Source organism: Gemmata algarum, from assembly GCF_034097035.1.
Taxonomy (GTDB): Bacteria; Planctomycetota; Planctomycetia; order Gemmatales; family Gemmataceae; genus Gemmata; species Gemmata algarum.
Genome location: NZ_JAXBLV010000211.1, coordinates 1 through 17076 on the forward strand (window position 1 = coordinate 1; position 17076 = coordinate 17076).

A 17076-nucleotide genomic window follows, 5' to 3' on the forward strand; every position below is an offset into this window, starting at 1 on the left:
TACTTCGCCTACCAGCACAACACCGTGTTCGTTCGGTACCGGCTAACCAAAGGCGCCGCTCCCGTCCGGCTGAAATTGAAACCGGCGGTCCACTTCCGCGGCCACGACGACCACGTCGGCACCCCGCGCGGTGCGCCGGTCGCGCTCACCGCGGTCGACGACCGGTACGAGCTCTCGTGCGGGGACACGTTCCCGGTGCTCAAGCTGTCCCTCGACGGCGGCACGAATGTCGGGTTCACGGTCCGCGGCGAGCGCGTTCCGGACGTGGTGTACCGCGTCGAGGAGTCGCGCGGGTACGAGTTCCGCGGCGTGCTGTCCGCGCCCGGGTTCTTCCGACTCGATCTGGCCCCGGGGCAGGAAGCCACCCTCGTCTGCTCGACCGAGCCGTGGGAGCAGGTCCGGGCCGTGTCTCCGGCGGAGGCGCTATCGGCCGAACTGGCTCGCCGCCGACAACTGGTCGAGCAAGCGGCTCCCGGCGCGCGGACCGGGTTCGCTGCGGAACTGGTACTCGCCGCCGATCAATTCATTTTTACCCCTGTGGCCCGCGTCGCCGGCGATGCCCCTGGGCACGGCGAGGGGCCACGGTCGATCATCGCCGGTTACCACTGGTTCACCGACTGGGGCCGCGACACGATGATCAGCCTGGAAGGGTTAACGCTCACCACCGGACGGCACGCGGAAGCCCGGCACATCCTTCTCACATTTGCACAGCACATCAAGGATGGGCTCATCCCCAACCTGTTTCCGGAGCGAAACCGCGAGGGGCTCTACCACACCGCCGACGCGACGCTGTGGTTCTTCCACGCGCTCAACCGCTACCTCCGGACCACGGAAGACCGCGGGACGCTCAGGCGACTGCTGCCGCAGCTCCGCGACATCGTCGGGCACCACGTCCGCGGAACACGGTTCGGCATCGGGGTAGACCCGGTTGACGGGCTGCTCAGCCAGGGCGCGGAAGGGTACCAGCTCACCTGGATGGACGCGAAGGTGGGCGACTGGGTCGTCACCCCGCGACGTGGCAAGGCGGTAGAAATCAACGCGCTGTGGTACAACGCCCTACGGCTTCTGGAGCAGTGGTTACACGAAGAAGGTGAGAAAACGGTCGCCGACGTGGTCGCCCGGCACGCAGCACGGTGCCGCGAATCGTTCAACCGGCGGTTCTGGTACGAACCCGGAGAGCACCTGTACGACGTGATCGACGGACCGGACGGGGGCGCCGACCCGGCCCTGCGCCCGAACCAAGTGTTCGCGATCGCGCTCGATCACCCGGTGCTGGACCGGGAGCGATGGCGGCCGGTGCTGAACGCGGTCCGCGAGCAGTTACTCACGCCGGTGGGGCTACGGTCGCTCGCGCCGGGACATCCGGACTACAAGCCGCAATACTTCGGCGATCTCCGAGCGCGGGACGCGGCCTACCACCAGGGGACCGTATGGGGCTGGCTCGTCGGCCCGTTCACGGACGCCTGGCTGAAGGTGCATCCGGACGACCGCGCCGCCCCGCACGAGTTCCTCGCCGGGTTCCGCCGGCACCTGGGCGAGGCGTGCGTCGGCTCGATCAGCGAGGTGTTCGACGCCGAGCCGCCGCACACCCCACGCGGCTGCGTCGCGCAGGCGTGGAGCGTGGCCGAGGTACTCCGGCGCCTCGCACAAACGGACGATTGAACGGGACGGGCCACTCCGTACCCACCCGCTCGGCGGTTCCGCGCGCGGCCGAAGAGCCAGACGGTCGGGCCGCGAATCACCTGTAACTGGAACCGAAAATTCCCACCAGGGCTGAACCGGCGCCCCGATCTGAACCAATAGCCAAAACATAGTTAGCGCGACTTGCGACCATTTTCAATGAGCGCGTGTCCGGCCCAGCCCCACGTTCCCGTTACCAATTTTGTGCCCCGGTCGTGCGGTAGCGTTTGCGCGAGGGTGGCAAAAATGGCGAGCCGCGCGAATCCGGTTAAACGCGGTTGAGTGAGCGTCACGCATCGCTTAACGTGGAGCATGCAACGGGCTAACGCCCCCTGCCGCCGGAATGACCAAAGCTCGCATCAGTTTAAAGCCTCGTATTCCGGCGGCGATCCGCAATCTCATCAGGGTCCGCGCACGGCGAGCCGGGGCGCTTCGCGGGTGCGTTCGGCGGGTGGTACCGTGAACTTGACCGTTTCTCAAAAGGGCGTGGCCCTCGTGCTGGTGCCGCTCGCGTTCCAGCTCGTGTTCGTCGCGCTGGTGCTGAAAGCCCAACACGACCAGGTCGAGGCCGGGCGGTGGGCGGCACACACGAAGGAAACGATCGTCCAGGGCCACGAGGTCAACTCGGCGGTCCTGGACGCTCATGCGGCGGTGCGCGGGTACGTGATCTCCCGGAGCCCCGCGTTCGCCCAGCCGTACCAGTCGGCCCGCCGCGAGTTGCCGGCGCGACTGGACGCGCTCAGCGAACTGGTCGCCGATAACCCCGGTCAGCAGGCCCGCGTCGCGGCCGTACGGGACCGCGCCGAGGGGCTGCTCGCTTGGCTCGACGCGGTCGCCGTGCTGGTTGCGAGCGGCAAAGACGCGGAAGCGGTGGAGCGGGTGCGGGGCGGTCGCGGCAACGAACAGGCCGACGCGCTCCGGTCCGAGGTCGCCCTGTTTCTGGCCGAGGAGGAGCGGTTGGACCACGAGCGGGCCGTGTCGCTGGAGCGGGCGCGTGTGCGGTTCAATTGGCTGCTCGCGACCGGCGGCGCTGCCGCGGTGGGGTTCACCGCCGCTCTCATCCTCACGTTCCGCCGGACCATCACGCAACGGTTCGCGACCCTGGAGGCGAACGCCCGCGCGCTCGGCGCGGGCGGCACCCCGGCCCCCCTCGACGGGAACGACGAGATCGCGCACGTCGATCGGGCGTTACGCGCAATGGCTACCGAACTGAGCCGCGCCTCGGGCGCCCTTCGGGAGATGAACGAGGGCCTGGAGCAGCGGGTGCGGGAGCGCACCATCGAACTGGAAGCGGCCAACCGGGACTTGGCCCAAAAGAACACCGAGAACGAGATGTTCGTGTACAGCGTGTCGCACGACCTGCGGTCCCCGCTGGTGAACCTCCAGGGGTTCAGCAAGGAACTCGAGAAGGCCGGGCAGCAGCTCGCCGCGGTGCTCGACGACGCGGCGGTGCCGCCCGACATCCGGGGCCGCGGGAAGTCAGTGCTCGGCGGCAAGATGGCCAAGTCCATCGGGTTCATCCAGACCGCGGTGCTGCGGCTCTCGGGGATCATCGACGCGCTGCTGCGGCTGTCCCGCGCCGGGCGGGTCGAGTACCGGTTGGAAGCGGTGGACCTGACCCCGGTGCTGACGCAAGTGGTGGCGGCGGCGCAGGGCACCATCGCCGAGCGCGGGGCGACGGTCCAGGTCGCCCCGCTCCCGCCCGCGTGGGGCGACCGAACCGCGCTGGGGCAGGCGTTCGCCAACCTGATCGGCAACGCGCTGACGTACCTGGACCCGAATCGCCCCGGGCTGATCGAGGTCGGCTGTGCCCCTGAACCGGGTCCCGACGGGCTGCACACGTACTTCGTCCGGGACAACGGGCTGGGCATCGCCGAAGGGCACCAGCAGAAGATTTTCCAGGCGTTTCAGCGGGCGCACCCCGGGGTCGGGTCCGGCGAGGGGCTCGGGCTGGCGATCGTCGCCCGTGTCGCCGAGCGGCACCGCGGGCGGGCGTGGGTCGAGTCCCGCCCCGGCGCCGGCAGCACGTTCTTCCTCGCCCTCCCCCCAGCGCCCCGCGCGTCCGCCAAAGTCAAGGGAGGCTGACCCATGCCGAAGCGAGAGCTCATGATTCTGATGGCCGAGGACGACGCGGGGCACGCGTACCTGATCCAGCAGAACCTGGAGGACGCGGGCATCTCGAACCCGGTGGTCCACGTGCCCGACGGGCAGGCGGCGCTCGACTTCATCCGCTGTGAGGGGGCGTTCGCGGGGCGGGTGCCGAACGGGCCGCTGCTCCTGCTGCTGGACATCAACATGCCCCGGGTGGACGGGGTCGAGGTGCTGCGGCGGCTCAAGGAGGACCCGCGCACCGAGCAGATCCCGGTGATCATGCTGACCACCACCGACGACCCGCGCGAGGTGCGGCGGTGCTACGAGCTGGGGTGCTCGTGCTACGTCACCAAGCCGGTCGAGTACGACCGCTTCGTCGAGGCGGTCCGGCGCCTGGGCCTGTTCCTGGCCATCGTCCAAGTGCCCCGAGAAGACCGCTGAGTTTCAGGAGCCGCCCGTGCCCGCCACCCTCTCCGCCACCGTTCTGATCGTCGAAGACGACCCCGGGATCGCCGCCCTGGAGCTGGACCGGCTCGAAGAGGCCGGGTACCGGTGCGTCGTGGCGGCCGACGCCGACGAGGCGCTCGCCGCGCTCCGCGCCGAGGACATCGACCTGATCCTGCTCGACTACCGGCTGCCGGGAGGGGTGAACGGGCTCCAGTTCTACGACCGGATCAGGGCCGCCGGGTACGCCCAGCCGGTGATCCTGGTGACCGGGTTCGGCAACGAGGCCACCGCGATTCAGGCGCTGCGGGTCGGGGTCCGGGACTTCGTGACCAAGTCGATCGAGTACCTGGACTACCTGCCGGACGCAGTGGGCCGCGTGCTCGGGCAGGTGCGCACCGAGCACCAACTGGCGGGCATCATCGGGTCGGCCCGGGACGCGATCATCAGCACCGACCTGGACCGCCGGGTGACGGTGTTCAACCCGGCGGCCGAGCACATGTTCCGGTGCCCGGCGGGCGCCGCGCTGGGGCGCCCGGTCACCGAGTTCGTGCCCGACGAGTCGCTCACCGCCGGCGCCCCCGGGGACACCCTGCCCCTGACCGCGCGCCCGGGGGCGTGGGGGGTGCGGGCCGGCGGCAAGCGGTTCCCGGTCGAGGTGTCGGTGTCGCGCGGCGAGGAGGGGTCCCGCCGGTTCTTCACGCTGATCGTGCGGGACGTGACCGACCGGGTGCGGATGGAGGACGAGCTGCGGCGCACCGCGGGGCTGCTGTCCGCGGTCGTCGAGGGCACCACGGACGCGGTGTTCGTCAAGGACCGTGGGGGGCGCTACCTGCTCGCGAACCCGGCCACCGCGGCGTTTCTGGGGCGCCCGGCCGAGGCCATCATTGGCCGCACCGACACCGAACTGATGAGCCCGGACGGGGCGCGCCAGGTGCGCGCGCATGACCTCCAAGCGATGGCCGCGGACCGGGCCGTGTCGGTCGAGGAGGAGCTGGTGCTCAACGGGGTCCGGCGCACCTTCCTGTCCACCAAGGGGCCGTACCGGACGTCCTCCGGGACGGTGGTCGGGATGATCGGCATCTCCCGCGACGTGACCGAGCGGAACCGGCTGGCGGCCGAGCGGGACGCGCTCCTCGCCCGGCTCCAGCTCCAGATCGACCGGATGCCGCTCGCGTACGCCCTGCTCGACGCGGGCGGGCGGGTGATCGAGTGGAACCCGGCGGCCGAACGCACCTTCGGGTACTCGCGGGCCGAGGCGCTGGGGCTCACCCCGTTCGACCTGACGCCGCCGGCGTTCCACGGCGCGGCCGCGAACCTGATCGCCCGCATCCGGAGCGGGGACCTGGCCGCGCACTCAGTGAACGAGAACGTGCGCAAGGACGGCCGGGTGATCACGTGCGCGTGGTACAACACCCCGCTCCTGGGAGCGGACGGGCAGTACGCCGGGATGCTGTGCCTGGGGCAGGACGTGACCGCGCGGGTGGCGGCCGAGGAGGCGCTGCGGCAGCGGGACCGGGCGATCCACGCCGTGACCCAGGGGATCATCATCACCGACGCCCAGCGGCCGGACCACCCGATCGTGTTCGTGAGCCCCGGGTTCGAGCGGCTCACCGGGTACTCGGCCGCCGAGGCGCTGGGCCGCAACTGCCGGTTCCTCCAGGGCCAAGACACGGACCCGGCGGCCGTGGGCCGGGTCCGGGACGCGCTGCGGGACGAGCGCACGTGTACGGTGGAGCTGCTCAACTACCGCAAGGACGGCACCGCGTTCTGGAACGAGCTGTCGCTGTCCCCGGTGCGAGACGGCGGGGACCGGGTGACCCAGTACGTCGGGGTGCAGACCGACGTGACCCAGCGCCGCGCGCTGGAGGACCAGTTCCGCCAGGCGCAGAAGATGGAGGCCGTCGGGCAGCTCGCCGGGGGCGTCGCCCACGACTTCAACAACCTGCTCACCGTCATCAACGGGTTCAGCGAGCTGGCCCTCCGCCAACTGCCCCCCGACGACCCCTGCCAGGCGCTCGTGACCGAGATCCGCGACGCCGGCGAGCGGGCCACCCGACTCACCCGCAAGCTGCTCACGTTCAGCCGTAAGGAGGTGGTGGAGCCGGTGGTGCTGGACCTGAACGCGGTGACCGACGGAACCCGCGGGATGCTCCGCTGGCTGCTCGGCGAGGGAGTGCGGCTGGTAGTGCAGTTGGATCCGAAGCTGGACCGGGTTCGGGCGGACGCCGGGCACATCGAACAGGTGATCCTGAACCTCGCGGTGAACGCCCGGGACGCCATGCCGAACGGCGGTACCCTGACTGTCGGCACCTCGAACGTCACGTCCGACGGCCCGGACGGCCCCGGCCACGTGCCCGCGGGCCGGTACGTGCGGCTCGCGGTGGCCGACACCGGGGTGGGCATGACCGCGGAGGTCCAGGCCAAGATCTTCGAGCCGTTCTTCACCACCAAGGGCGTGGGCCAGGGCACCGGGCTGGGGCTGTCCACGGTGTACGGCATCGTCCAGCAAACGGGCGGGCACATCCGCGTGGCCAGCGCCCCGGGGCGCGGGGCCGCGTTCGAGGTCTACTTCCCGTCGGTCGGTCGGGTCCCCGCCGACGCACAGCCGGCGCACGCGGCCGAGCCCGGCGGCCCGACCGGGCGGGGAACGGTGCTGGTGGTGGAGGACGACGACCGGGTGCGCCGGCTCGCCCGCATCGCGCTCCAGCGGTTCGGGTACACGGTGCTGGACGCGCCCAACGCCGAGGAGGCCCTGCGGGTGTGCGAGCGCCCGGACCCGCCGATCGATCTGCTGCTCACGGACGTGGTGATGCCCGAGATGGGCGGGCGCGAGCTGGCCGAGGTGGTGGCCCGGTTGCGCCCCGGGATCAAGGTGCTGTACGTGAGCGGGTACGCGGACGACGCGGTGGTCCGGCACGGGGTGCTCCGCGCCGAGGTGGCGTTCCTCCAGAAGCCGTTCACCCCCGCGGCACTCGCCGAAAAGGTCCGCTCCGTTCTGGAATGACGCTCGCGGCTACTTTTCGGCAACCGTGAACCGTGCGATGCGCCCCTTCGGCCCGACGGCCCACCCTTCACCGGTCGCCGTGAGCCCGACGCTGTTGTACTTTTCCCTGTCGAGCGGCGCCCAGGTCGCGCCGTCGTCCCGTGACACCTCCGCGCCCGACGTGCCCACCGCGACCCACCGATCCTTCGCCCAGGCGACCGCGGACCGGAACGGCAGCGGCTTCTTGACAGCCGCCCACGTTTTCCCGCCGTCGCTCGTCACCGCGACGGTTCCGGCGGTGTCGTCGGGCTTGCGGTAGTCGCCGCCGACGATCACCCCGTGGTCCCGGTCCCGGAAAGCGAGCCCGAACGCGCCGGCCGACGCGCTCCCGGCCAGTAGGGGTAATTCGACGACGGTCCAGGTCTGTCCCCGGTCGGTCGAGTGAAACGCCCGCGCGACTTTGGCCCCGCCGGTGCAGAACCAAACGTCCTTCTCGCCGCGGGCGATGAGGCAGGTGCCGCTGGCCGCGAAGGCGCCCTCGCCGGCCAGCGCCTCGGGCCGGGCCTTCTCCGGAAGCGGCTCCCAGGTCGCGCCGCCGTCCGCGGTCGTGAGCAACTGGAAGCGCCCGTTCACCGGGTCGCCGAAGGCGATCCCGCTCTTCTCGTCCCAGAACGCGATGGCGTCGAGGAACCCTTGCGGCTCGGGGTTCTTGAACTGAAGGGTCCAGGTCTTGCCGCCGTCGGTCGTTTTGTAGACACGCGAGTCCGCGCCCGGGCCGGCGCTCATCAGATAGGCGGCATCCGCTCCGAGCGCCTCCACGTCCCGGAAGTCGAGCTTCTCGGCCCCGGGCACCGTCCCGGCGGTCCAGGTGGCGCCGCCATCAGTGGTGCGCCCGAACGTGCCCTTCGTGCCGCTGACCCACGCGACCTTCGGCCCCACGACGCACAGCCCGCGGAAGTCGGCGTCCGTTTTGATCGTTTGCGGCTGCCACTGTCCGGACGCGCCGGGCGCACAGAACCCGAGGAGCGCGGCGGCGCTGAGTGCCAGTTTCATAAAGCGGTGCTCGCGGGGACGGTGTTACGGACCTTCTGCGTTCAGTCTACCGCACCCGCGCGTCGGAACCGAGGCTCAATCGGCGTCGCCGCCGCCCCACTCGCTCGTGTCCCACTCGACCGAGTAGTGGACGTGAGCGACCGGCTGCACCGCCGCGGCGCTCGGCTGCCGGGCGTCGTGGCCGGCGTACCCGTCCTGCGGCCCCGCCGGGTGTGCGCCCGCCCCGTCGGGCGTGCCGCTTCGTGTTTCATCGCGCATGTTATCGCCTCCGACGAGGTTCGCTTGGCTTCGGGCGTCCCGCCGGCACGGCGCCGGCACCTCTTATATCGTGCGGGTTGGTGAATTGCTTGCGGACAAGTTCGCGCACTTCCGCGGGCCGGCACCGGCGCGGCCCGCAGGCCCGTCAGGGGCGCGTAAGTCCCCGCCCGCACGAAGGTATCCTCGCGCGCCTCGTTCCCCCCTCGCGCGTGATGTGCTTAAATAGCGTTATGACCCGCTTCGCACTCCCCCTCCTAGTGCTGCTCGCGTCGTGTGCCCCGGCGCTCGCGCACCCGCTGCCGAACTTCCGCTACGACCGCGAACTCGACGTGCGGCTCGGCGCGCGAACGGTCGAGGTGCGGTACGTGCTGCTCGTCAGCTTCTGGACCATGTTCACCGACAGCCAGAAGCTGTTCACGCCCGAAGAGATCGAGCAGATGGGCGGCAAGCTGCGCGAGGTGAGCCGCCGGTACTGTGAGAAGATGGCGCCGCTCATGGCGCGGGCGCTCGAGGCGAAGCTGGGGGGCGCCGCGCTCCAGTTCCGGGCCACGAAGCTGGACGTCGAGCAGGACCGCGACCACGCCCGGTTCCGGTTCGTGTTCCAGGCCCCGTGGCGGCCCGCGGGCGGCGGGTCGGAGAACGCCTTCACGTTCGAGGACCGCAACTTCGAGGGCGAGACCGGGGCCGTGTGGCTGGTCGTTAAGCCCGACGAGTCGGCGCTGGACATCAAGGAGCTGGTCGAGCCGGAAGACCTTCGCAAGCGCGACCCGAGCCAGTACAAGCCCGGCGACGCGGCCCGCGCCCGGCGGGCGTCCGCCGTGTTCACCGCCCCGGGTCTCCCGCCGTTCGGGGCCGAAAAGCCCCCCACAACCCCGGCACCCGGGAGCGCTCCGGAGCCCGAACCGGCACCGGCCGTTGTGGAACAGGCGCCCGACGAGAGCTTCTTCACGCTCCTGTTCGAGCGCGGCCCGAAGGCCCTCTTCGACACCAACTTCGGCCTCGGGATGCTGCTGTTCACGGCGGCCCTCTTCGGCGCGTTCCACGCCTTCGCGCCGGGGCACGGGAAGAGCGTCGCGGCGGCGTTCCTGGTCGGCGAGCAGGGGACGTACCGGCAGGCGGCGCTGCTGGGGCTCAGCACCACGCTCGCGCACACCGGCAGCGTGATCCTGATCGCCGGCGTGTTTTACCTCCGCTACCGCGAGTCCGTCCCGGCGGAGGCCCAGCACTGGCTCGGGCTGTTCGGCGGGCTGCTGGTGCTGTTCGTGGGGATGTGGCTGTTCATGCGCCGGTTGCGCGGGAAGGTCGATCACGTTCACCTGTTCGGCGGGTGCGCCGACATGTGCGGGAACCACGCCGCCGCCCCGCGGGTGCCGGAGTGCCGCGCCCCGGTGCGCGGCCGGGACGCCACCGGCGAGCAAGTGCAGGTGCTCCGACTCGCGACCGCGAAGACGCCGCTGAGCTGGGTCCGCGTGGTGCTGCTCGGCATCGGTGCCGGGGCCATCCCGTGCGTGGACGCGGTGCTGCTACTGATGCTCGCGGTGTCCGCGGGCAAGCTCGGGCTGGCGCTGCCGCTGCTTCTCGCGTTCAGCGTCGGGCTGTCGAGCGTGCTGGCGCTGGTCGGGTCGCTCGTCGTGGCGATCCACCGGACCGGGCGCCGGGTGTCGGGCGAGGACGGCTGGTTCCGGCTCCTCCCGACCGCCAGCGCGGTTCTTTTAATGGGCATGGGACTGTGGATGGCGCGCGACGCCTGGAAGGGCTTCACCGCCGGCGTCCAATAGACCAGCACGACACGAACGCCCATTCTCCCTCCGGCGGCGCCACCATGAGCGCGAACGAACTCGACGGCTTCTCCGGCACGGTGCGGCTGTTTCCGCTGCCGGGCCTCGTGGTGTTCCCGCACGTGGTGCAGGCGCTGCACATCTTCGAGCCGCGGTACCGGCGGATGACCGCCGACGCGCTCGCGAGCGACGGGCTCATCGCGATGGCCACGCTCAGCGCCAGCGCCGACGAGCCCGCCGACCGCCCCGCGATCGAGCCGGTCGTGTGTGTCGGGCGGATCGTCTGGCACGAGAAGCACCCCGGCGGGAAGTACGACCTGCGGCTGCGCGGCCTCAGCCGCGCGCGGGTGGTCGAGGAGCTTGGTTCCGAAACGCCCTACCGCACCGCCCGCGTCGAACTGATCCGCGACACCGCGTCCACGGACCTCTCCCGGCTGACCGAGTTGCGCCGCGCGCTCGCGGCGGCCGTGCTGCCGCGGTTCGAGGACGGCTCGCCGGCCCAGCGGCAGTTGGGCGAACTGTTCGACGGGGACGCCCCGCTCGGGCAGGTGTGCGACGTCCTGGCGTTCGCGCTCCCCCTGCCCCCGGAGTTAAAACTCGCGCTGCTGGCGGAACCGCTCGCGGACCGGCGCGCGACGGCCATCGCGGACGCGCTGCGCGTCTCCGCGGCGCGGGCCGAGCGCCCGTTCCCCCCGCCGTTCAGCGCGAACTAGCGCCCGACGTTCGGTGTTGAGTTTTTGGTGTTCGGTGCGGGCCGTTTCGCGTAAATCACTGTCGGCGTTGTTCCGAACACCGAACACGACACACCGAACAGGAGCACACGATGGCCCGCACCGTCACGTTCAAGGGGAACCCGGTTCAACTGGCCGGCAACGAACTCAAGGCGGGCGACACCGCCCCGGACTACAAGGGGCTGCAAGGGCTCAGCGCGGTCACGCTCGCGGACACCCCGGCGAAGGCCCGGCTGTTCAGCGTGGTGCCGTCGCTGGACACCGGCGTGTGCAGCATGCAGACCAAGAAGTTCGATGAGGGCATCAAGGCGCTCGGCGACGGCGTCGCGTGCTACACGGTGAGCCTCGACCTGCCGTTCGCGCAGGGGCGGTTCTGCACCGCCGAGGGCGTGAGCACGATGAAGACCGTGTCGGACGTCCACAACCACTCGTTCGGCAAGAACTGGGGCGTGCTGATCGAGAGCGGGCTGCCGCTGCAACTCCTCACCCGCGCCGTGTTCGTGGTCGATGCGGCCGGCAAAGTCACCTACGCCGAGTACGTTCCCGAAGTGACCAGCCACCCGAACTACGACGCGGCCATCGAAGCGCTTAAGGCGGCTGCGAAGTAACCTCGCGTCGAGCGTGGTGAGGTCCGGAAGGCACGAAGCACCTCGGTGTGAGAGTGGGCGGCATCGGGCCGCCCGGACCGCATCTGCTCCCGAACCGCTGCGGCGACTTTTTACAATTCAATTTGCGCCCACTCTACATTGCCCATTTTGACTGTAAGTTAGCGAAAGACGGCCAAAGGCAACGACTTTACCGGCTGTAACGACAGGGGGCGGCTCTCCGGATTGTGCCATCTTCCGAAACCGTTTGTGTGCCGGGGGGGGCGAATTAGTCTAATGTGTGATGTTCGCCCAGCGCCTCGCGCCCGAGGCGATGGACACACCCGGAGATCGCACCATGAACCTGACCCGCTGTGCCGGGCTGCTGCTCGCCGCTCTTGGGGCCGTCAGCACCCCGGCCCGCTCCGAGGCCGCCTGGGACAACGTGTTCCAGGTGTGCTGCAACGACTGTAACAAGCCCCGCGTCAGCTACTACGCGCCGCCCCCGCCCCCCTGCCCGCAGCCGGAAATGCGGGTCAGCTACGTGCAGCGGAGCTACTACCAGCCCGTCACCGAGTACGTCCGCAAGAGCTACTACGAGCCGGTGACGAAGAACGTCACCAGCTACTACTACGAGCCCGTCACCGAGTACAAGTACAGCACCTACTACGACCCCTGCACCGGCTGCCCGCAGCGGGTGTCCACGCCGACCACCTCGTACCGGCTCCGCAGCCAGTGCAACGCGGTCACCAGCTACGTCGAGCGGTCCGCGCTGGTTCCGGTCACCTCGCTGCGGCAGGTGAACTACCAGCAACCGGTGGTGAGCTACTACTACCCGCCGACCCCCGGCAGCGTGAGCTACTACGCGCTGCCGCCGGTGATCGCCCCGGCCGGCCCGAGCGTCGAGCAGCTCCGCGAGAACAACCCGGGCGTGATGCCGGCGAAGCCGGGCGGGTCGGACAACGCGATCCCGCCGACGGACCTCCCGAGCACCCCCGGCACTTCGAACCCGAAGTCGGGCACCACGAAGTTCCGGCCCGAGAAGACCGTCAGCCGCAGCAGCGTCGTGTCGGTGCGCGGCGAGGTGGTGCAGAACGACCTCATCACCCCGCGGGCGAACGCGAAGCTGGTGTTCATGAACGCCAACAAGCCGGAGCAAAAGGAGTACACCACCGCGAACGGGTTCGGCGAGTTCGACGTGCGGCTCCCGGCCGGCGAGTGGTACCTGTACGTGGGCGGCGAAGCCGGCAAGGCCAGCTACCACAAGAAGATCAGCATCGGCGACCGCGACACCGTGGACTACAAGGTGGTCTCGCGGTAACGAGGAAGTGCAGAACGCGAAACGCGTTGGGCGGGACACATAGCAACAAAACAAAGTGTAAAGGCAAAAAGAGGCATCGCCCTTTTGCCTTTACACTTTGCCTTTTAACTTGCACTTGCGCCCCGGAGGGGCCGGCGGGCGTAGCACAGGGCGGAAGCCCTGTGCGATGTTAACACCGCCCCCAGCGTAGGCGGTCACATCACCCGAACACGGCGGCCAGTCGAAGGTGCTGCTCGATGTCCAGCGATTCACTCCGTAGCGTGCCGTCGATCCCGAGTTCGGCGAGTTTGGCGTCCACGTCCTTCTTGTCGCGCGCCCCGGTCGGCCAGCCGGCCAGGGCCTGCCGCAAGTTCTTCCGCCGGTGAACGTACAGGTCGCGGAGGAAAATCCGGAACTTCATCACGTCGCCGACCTTCGCCCGCTTTTCGGCGTTCGGCTTGATGAGCACGATCGCGGAATCGACCTTCGGCCGCGGGTGGAAGTTCGACGGCGCCACCTTCCGCACCGTCTCCACGTCCGCGATGCTCTGCACCAGCACCGAAAGGGCGTTGTAATCCTTCGTGTTGGGCACCGCCTTCATCCGCTCCGCGATCTCCCACTGCACCATCACCACCATCCGCTCGATTTCCGGATGCCCGATCAGCAGGTTGCTGATGAGCGGCGTGGCGATGACGTAAGGGAGGTTCGCGACCAGCTTTTTGCGCGTGCAGCCGGCCTCCTTCGCGGCGGCGTCCCAGGTGGAAAGCATGTCCGGGTTCAGTTCGCTCTTCTTGGCGAGCGCGTCGCCGAACACGAACCGCACGTTCGAGCGGTGCCCGATGACCTCTTTCGCCACGGGCTGGAGCGAGCGATCGACTTCGACCGTAACCACTACGCCCGCGGGGTCCGCGAGTTTCGCGGTCAGCGACCCGGTGCCGGTGCCCACCTCCAGCACGGCGTCGCTCTTGTCGAGTTCGGCGGTGCGCACGATCAGGTCGAGCAGGTTGAGGTCGATGAGGAAGTTCTGACCGAGTTTGCTCTTGGGCGATAGGCCGTGCGCCTCGAACAGCCGGTGCAGGTACGACAGGGTCTGGCGCGGCGGCGGGACCGGCGCGGCGGGAACGGGGAGCGGTTCTTGCGGGGTTTCGGACATGGGTCTCCGGCACGCGAGGGTCGAGAAGAACGTTGTCGGGATAAACGGGAGCGACGAGGCTCAGACACGGCAACGGACGCCGCGCTTGTTTTCTGAATCCCGCCGAAGAGTCTTCCGCCTCGCGCGCCCCTTCGGAGCCCGTCACAGGCGGTTGATCCCGTCAAAGCTCTTCCGCCTTCGCGCGGCCTTAAATCGTGAGGTTAATGCAGCCGAACAGTTTTTTCACGTGCTTGGCGAGCAGGTCGAACTCCAAGTTGACTGCGTCGCCCGGTTTCTTGTAGCCCAGCGTCGTGTGGGTGCGGGTGTGCGGGATCAGCATCACGCTCAGCCGGTCGGCTTCGGCGTCCACCACCGTGAGGCTCACGCCGTCCACCGCGACCGAGCCCTTGGACACGAGCAGATCGCCGAACTCCGCCGGGAACCCGAACCAAATCGTGAGCCACTCGCCGGTCACCCGCTCTTCGAGCACCCGCCCGACACAATCGACGTGCCCGGTGACGAAGTGCCCGCCGAGGGCGTCGCCGACCCGCAGGGCGCCTTCCAGGTTCACGCGGTCGCCCGGGATCAGCCCGCCCAGGGTGGTTTTTGCCAGCGTTTCCGGCCCGACCTCGAAGTCGAGCGCGTCGCCGTCACGCGCCACAACGGTGAGGCACGCGCCGCACACGCTGACGCTGTCGCCGATCTGGAACGCCGGCGCGAGGGCCGCTTCGGCGACGCGCAGCCGGCGCCCGCCCTGCCCGTCCGTGACCGCCCGCACCGTCCCGAGCGCCTGAACCAGCCCCGTAAACATGGGCACCTACATAAGATAGCAGTACCGGCGCAGTTGGGATGCACGCACGCACCGCGAACGACCGATTAAAGGGTATTCTAGCAGAGGGCACGTGGATGGGCATGTTGGACCACTGGCAACCGGTGTTCCTGAGCCGCCGGCTGCGCCGCGACCCGGTCGGCGTTGTGGTCGCGAACCACCCCGTCGCGCTGTTCCGCACGTCAAACGGCGAGGCCGCGGCGATCTCGGACGTGTGCCCGCACCGGCGGCTGAAGCTGAGCGTCGGCAAGGTGGTCGGCGACCGGTTGCAGTGCAAGTACCACGGGTGGACGTTCGACGGCTGCGGGAACGGCGAGAGCCCGGCAGCACCCAAGCTCACCGCCTGCACCGCCAGCTACGACGCCCGCGAGGCGCACGGGCTCGTGTGGATCAAGTCGCGGACCAGCGCGCCGCCGTTCCCGGAAGTCACAGCACCCGGGTTCTACCCCATCTGCACGCTGGAACACGCCGTCCCGGCCCCGCTGGAACTGGCGGTGGACAACTTCAACGAGATCGAGCACAGCGCCACCGTTCACGACACGTTCGGCTACGACCTGGACCGGCTGAGCGAGGTGAAGGTCGCGTTCGAGTCCACGGACGACACCGTGACGGTGACCAACGCCGGCCCGACGAAGACGCTGAACCGGGCGTTCGCGTGGCTGCTGGGCATCCGCAAGGGGGACACGTTCCACGACCACTGGACCACCCGGTTCTCGCCGGTGTATTCCGTGTTCGACCACTGGTGGACCAGCCCGGACGGCGCCCGCGAGGCGATGGTGCGGTGGCGGCTCTACATCTTCTTCGTGCCGCAGGACGACAAAACGACCCGGGTGTTCTCCGTGACGTTCGCCAAGTCCCGGTACCCCGGCCCGGCGGGCGGGCTGCGGCTGTTCCGGTGGCTCTTGCGGCGCGAGATCGACCGCGAGGTGAAGTCGGACGTGTCGATGCTGTACCACATGGCCGATTACGGCACCGGTATCGAGGGGCTGAAGCTGAGCCGGTTCGACAAGGTGCTCGGGCTCACCCGCGACCGGATCGCGCGGATCTACCGCGGCGCCCCCGCCGGCCGCGTCACGCTGGTGTAAGCTCCGACAGGGTCGCGCAAATTCGGGTTGTAGCGTTTCCCATTATTGGCTAGCCTCTGGCCCCCGCGGTTCGTCCGCGGCAAGGAGGCCCTGCTATGCTCCGCACCTTCCGGGCAGCTCTCGCGGTTGCTGCCCTGACCTGCGCGCCCGCCCTCGCCCACGCCGGCCCGGTTCAGTGGGGCTATCGCGCCGAAGCGCCCGACGGCACCGTGCTCCGCGAGATGCGCGGCCTGACGGAGCTCAACTGGTCCGACTTCTTCCTCCCGGACCCGAAGCTGCACGGGAACCCGATCCCGGACCCGGACGCGAACAGCTACCACTACACCGACACGTGGCGGTCGGCGTCCACCGTCACCATCACCGACGAGCGGTCCGGTTGCTCGGGCTCGCTCCCGTTGTACCTGGACTTCGTGCAGGAGTACGTCATCGCCCCCGGCGGCGAGCGCGAGCTGATCTACGAGGGGTACGAGTCGAACCTGTGGCCCAACGCCAGCACGTTCACGCTCGGCGGGAACACGTACCGCGTCCGGGCGCCGGGCGGGGAACTGCACGTGGACGTAACACCCGGAGTGACCACCCCCGAGCCGGGTTCACTGGCGCTCGCGGGCTTCGGTCTGGCCGCGGTGTTCGCCCGACGGCTGCGCCGAGTGCGGGTGCCGCGCGGTGGGACCGCAACGGTACTGTGTGCGTCGGCCGGTTCGCGCTGAACGGAACAGCCGGCCGCCGGGCCGATCGAGCGGGACCACGTGGCTGAATGCGTGCCGGCTACCTTCACACCGCCACTAGCGCCGCGTCCGCGTCCCCCGGGTACTCACCGGCCGGCCCCGGTCACCGGATTGCCCTCCGCGCTCCGAAGGCAGGCGGCTCATGGCTGTCGTTCCGGGGGCAAAGGCACGAGATCTGTAGCCCAACACGCGCTTGTAAATAAACGTGAACGGAATCTCCGGTTTCCCCGACACCCCGTGTCGGGAGTGAGGGCTAAGATTCGAGCACACCCCGATCGAACCGCGTGAGAGCCCGCGCCCGACATTAGCCGAACAGCCAGCCGCACACGTCAATCGAACTAACACGCACGCCCCACCGCGCGACAGCCGCCCACGGCATAACGCCACGGGTGTGAGCTCA

14 protein-coding genes are annotated in these 17076 nt (G+C 69.5%); 10 read left to right on the plus strand and 4 right to left on the minus strand.

Annotation, left to right across the window (positions count from 1 at the left end; translation table 11 throughout):
- The 4 genes from R5W23_RS24315 to R5W23_RS24330 form a co-directional block, all read left to right on the plus strand.
- The coding region (locus R5W23_RS24315) for an amylo-alpha-1,6-glucosidase (RefSeq protein WP_320688556.1) at positions 1-1662 on the plus strand (1662 nt) is incomplete at its 5' end.
- Between the two features lie 477 nt (positions 1663-2139).
- The gene (locus R5W23_RS24320) at positions 2140-3765 is read left to right on the plus strand and encodes a sensor histidine kinase (protein WP_320688557.1); all 1626 of its coding nucleotides are present in this window, start codon (positions 2140-2142) and stop codon (positions 3763-3765) included.
- A 3-nt stretch (positions 3766-3768) separates the two neighbouring features.
- Positions 3769-4212, plus strand: a complete 444-nt coding sequence (locus R5W23_RS24325; RefSeq protein WP_314733575.1) for a response regulator — start codon at positions 3769-3771, stop codon at positions 4210-4212.
- Between the two features lie 16 nt (positions 4213-4228).
- Complete coding sequence (locus tag R5W23_RS24330; protein WP_320688558.1) at positions 4229-7222, plus strand: PAS domain S-box protein; 2994 nt, start codon at positions 4229-4231, stop codon at positions 7220-7222.
- Positions 7223-7231: 9 nt separating this feature from the next.
- Here the strand turns inward: R5W23_RS24330 and R5W23_RS24335 are convergent, their stop codons facing one another.
- On the minus strand, positions 7232-8254 hold the full coding sequence (locus R5W23_RS24335; RefSeq protein ID WP_320688559.1) for a WD40/YVTN/BNR-like repeat-containing protein: 1023 nt from the start codon (positions 8252-8254) through the stop codon (positions 7232-7234).
- A 75-nt stretch (positions 8255-8329) separates the two neighbouring features.
- Entirely contained in the window at positions 8330-8512 is a 183-nt protein-coding gene (locus R5W23_RS24340) for a hypothetical protein (protein WP_320688560.1), read from the minus strand.
- A gap of 230 nt (positions 8513-8742) precedes the next feature.
- On the opposite strand from R5W23_RS24340, the gene R5W23_RS24345 reads away from it, so the two are divergent.
- The 4 genes from R5W23_RS24345 to R5W23_RS24360 all read left to right on the plus strand — a co-directional run bounded on the left by R5W23_RS24345 (position 8743) and on the right by R5W23_RS24360 (position 12926).
- Positions 8743-10290 (plus strand): HoxN/HupN/NixA family nickel/cobalt transporter, encoded by a 1548-nt coding sequence (locus R5W23_RS24345; RefSeq protein WP_320688561.1) that lies wholly within the window; start codon positions 8743-8745, stop codon positions 10288-10290.
- A gap of 44 nt (positions 10291-10334) precedes the next feature.
- Positions 10335-11003, plus strand: a complete 669-nt coding sequence (locus R5W23_RS24350; protein WP_320688562.1) for an LON peptidase substrate-binding domain-containing protein — start codon at positions 10335-10337, stop codon at positions 11001-11003.
- 110 nt (positions 11004-11113) lie between these two features.
- Positions 11114-11629 (plus strand): thiol peroxidase, encoded by a 516-nt coding sequence (gene tpx, locus R5W23_RS24355; RefSeq protein WP_010043435.1) that lies wholly within the window; start codon positions 11114-11116, stop codon positions 11627-11629.
- A 334-nt stretch (positions 11630-11963) separates the two neighbouring features.
- On the plus strand, positions 11964-12926 hold the full coding sequence (locus R5W23_RS24360) for a hypothetical protein (protein WP_320688563.1): 963 nt from the start codon (positions 11964-11966) through the stop codon (positions 12924-12926).
- 199 nt (positions 12927-13125) lie between these two features.
- On the opposite strand, the gene rsmA is transcribed toward R5W23_RS24360, so the two are convergent.
- Together rsmA and R5W23_RS24370 are read right to left on the minus strand one after the other, a co-directional pair.
- On the minus strand, positions 13126-14058 hold the full coding sequence (rsmA, locus tag R5W23_RS24365) for a 16S rRNA (adenine(1518)-N(6)/adenine(1519)-N(6))-dimethyltransferase RsmA (protein ID WP_261187078.1): 933 nt from the start codon (positions 14056-14058) through the stop codon (positions 13126-13128).
- A 187-nt stretch (positions 14059-14245) separates the two neighbouring features.
- Positions 14246-14848 carry a riboflavin synthase gene (locus R5W23_RS24370; protein ID WP_320688564.1) on the minus strand — a complete coding sequence of 201 codons (603 nt, stop codon included), beginning with the start codon at positions 14846-14848 and terminating at the stop codon, positions 14246-14248.
- A 38-nt stretch (positions 14849-14886) separates the two neighbouring features.
- Here R5W23_RS24370 and R5W23_RS24375 point away from each other — a divergent pair, with 38 nt between their 5' ends.
- Positions 14887-15951 carry a Rieske 2Fe-2S domain-containing protein gene (locus R5W23_RS24375; protein WP_320688565.1) on the plus strand — a complete coding sequence of 355 codons (1065 nt, stop codon included), beginning with the start codon at positions 14887-14889 and terminating at the stop codon, positions 15949-15951.
- A 95-nt stretch (positions 15952-16046) separates the two neighbouring features.
- Positions 16047-16658, plus strand: coding sequence for a PEP-CTERM sorting domain-containing protein (locus R5W23_RS24380; RefSeq protein WP_320688566.1), 612 nt, complete (start codon positions 16047-16049; stop codon positions 16656-16658).
- Positions 16659-17076 lie beyond the last annotated feature (418 nt).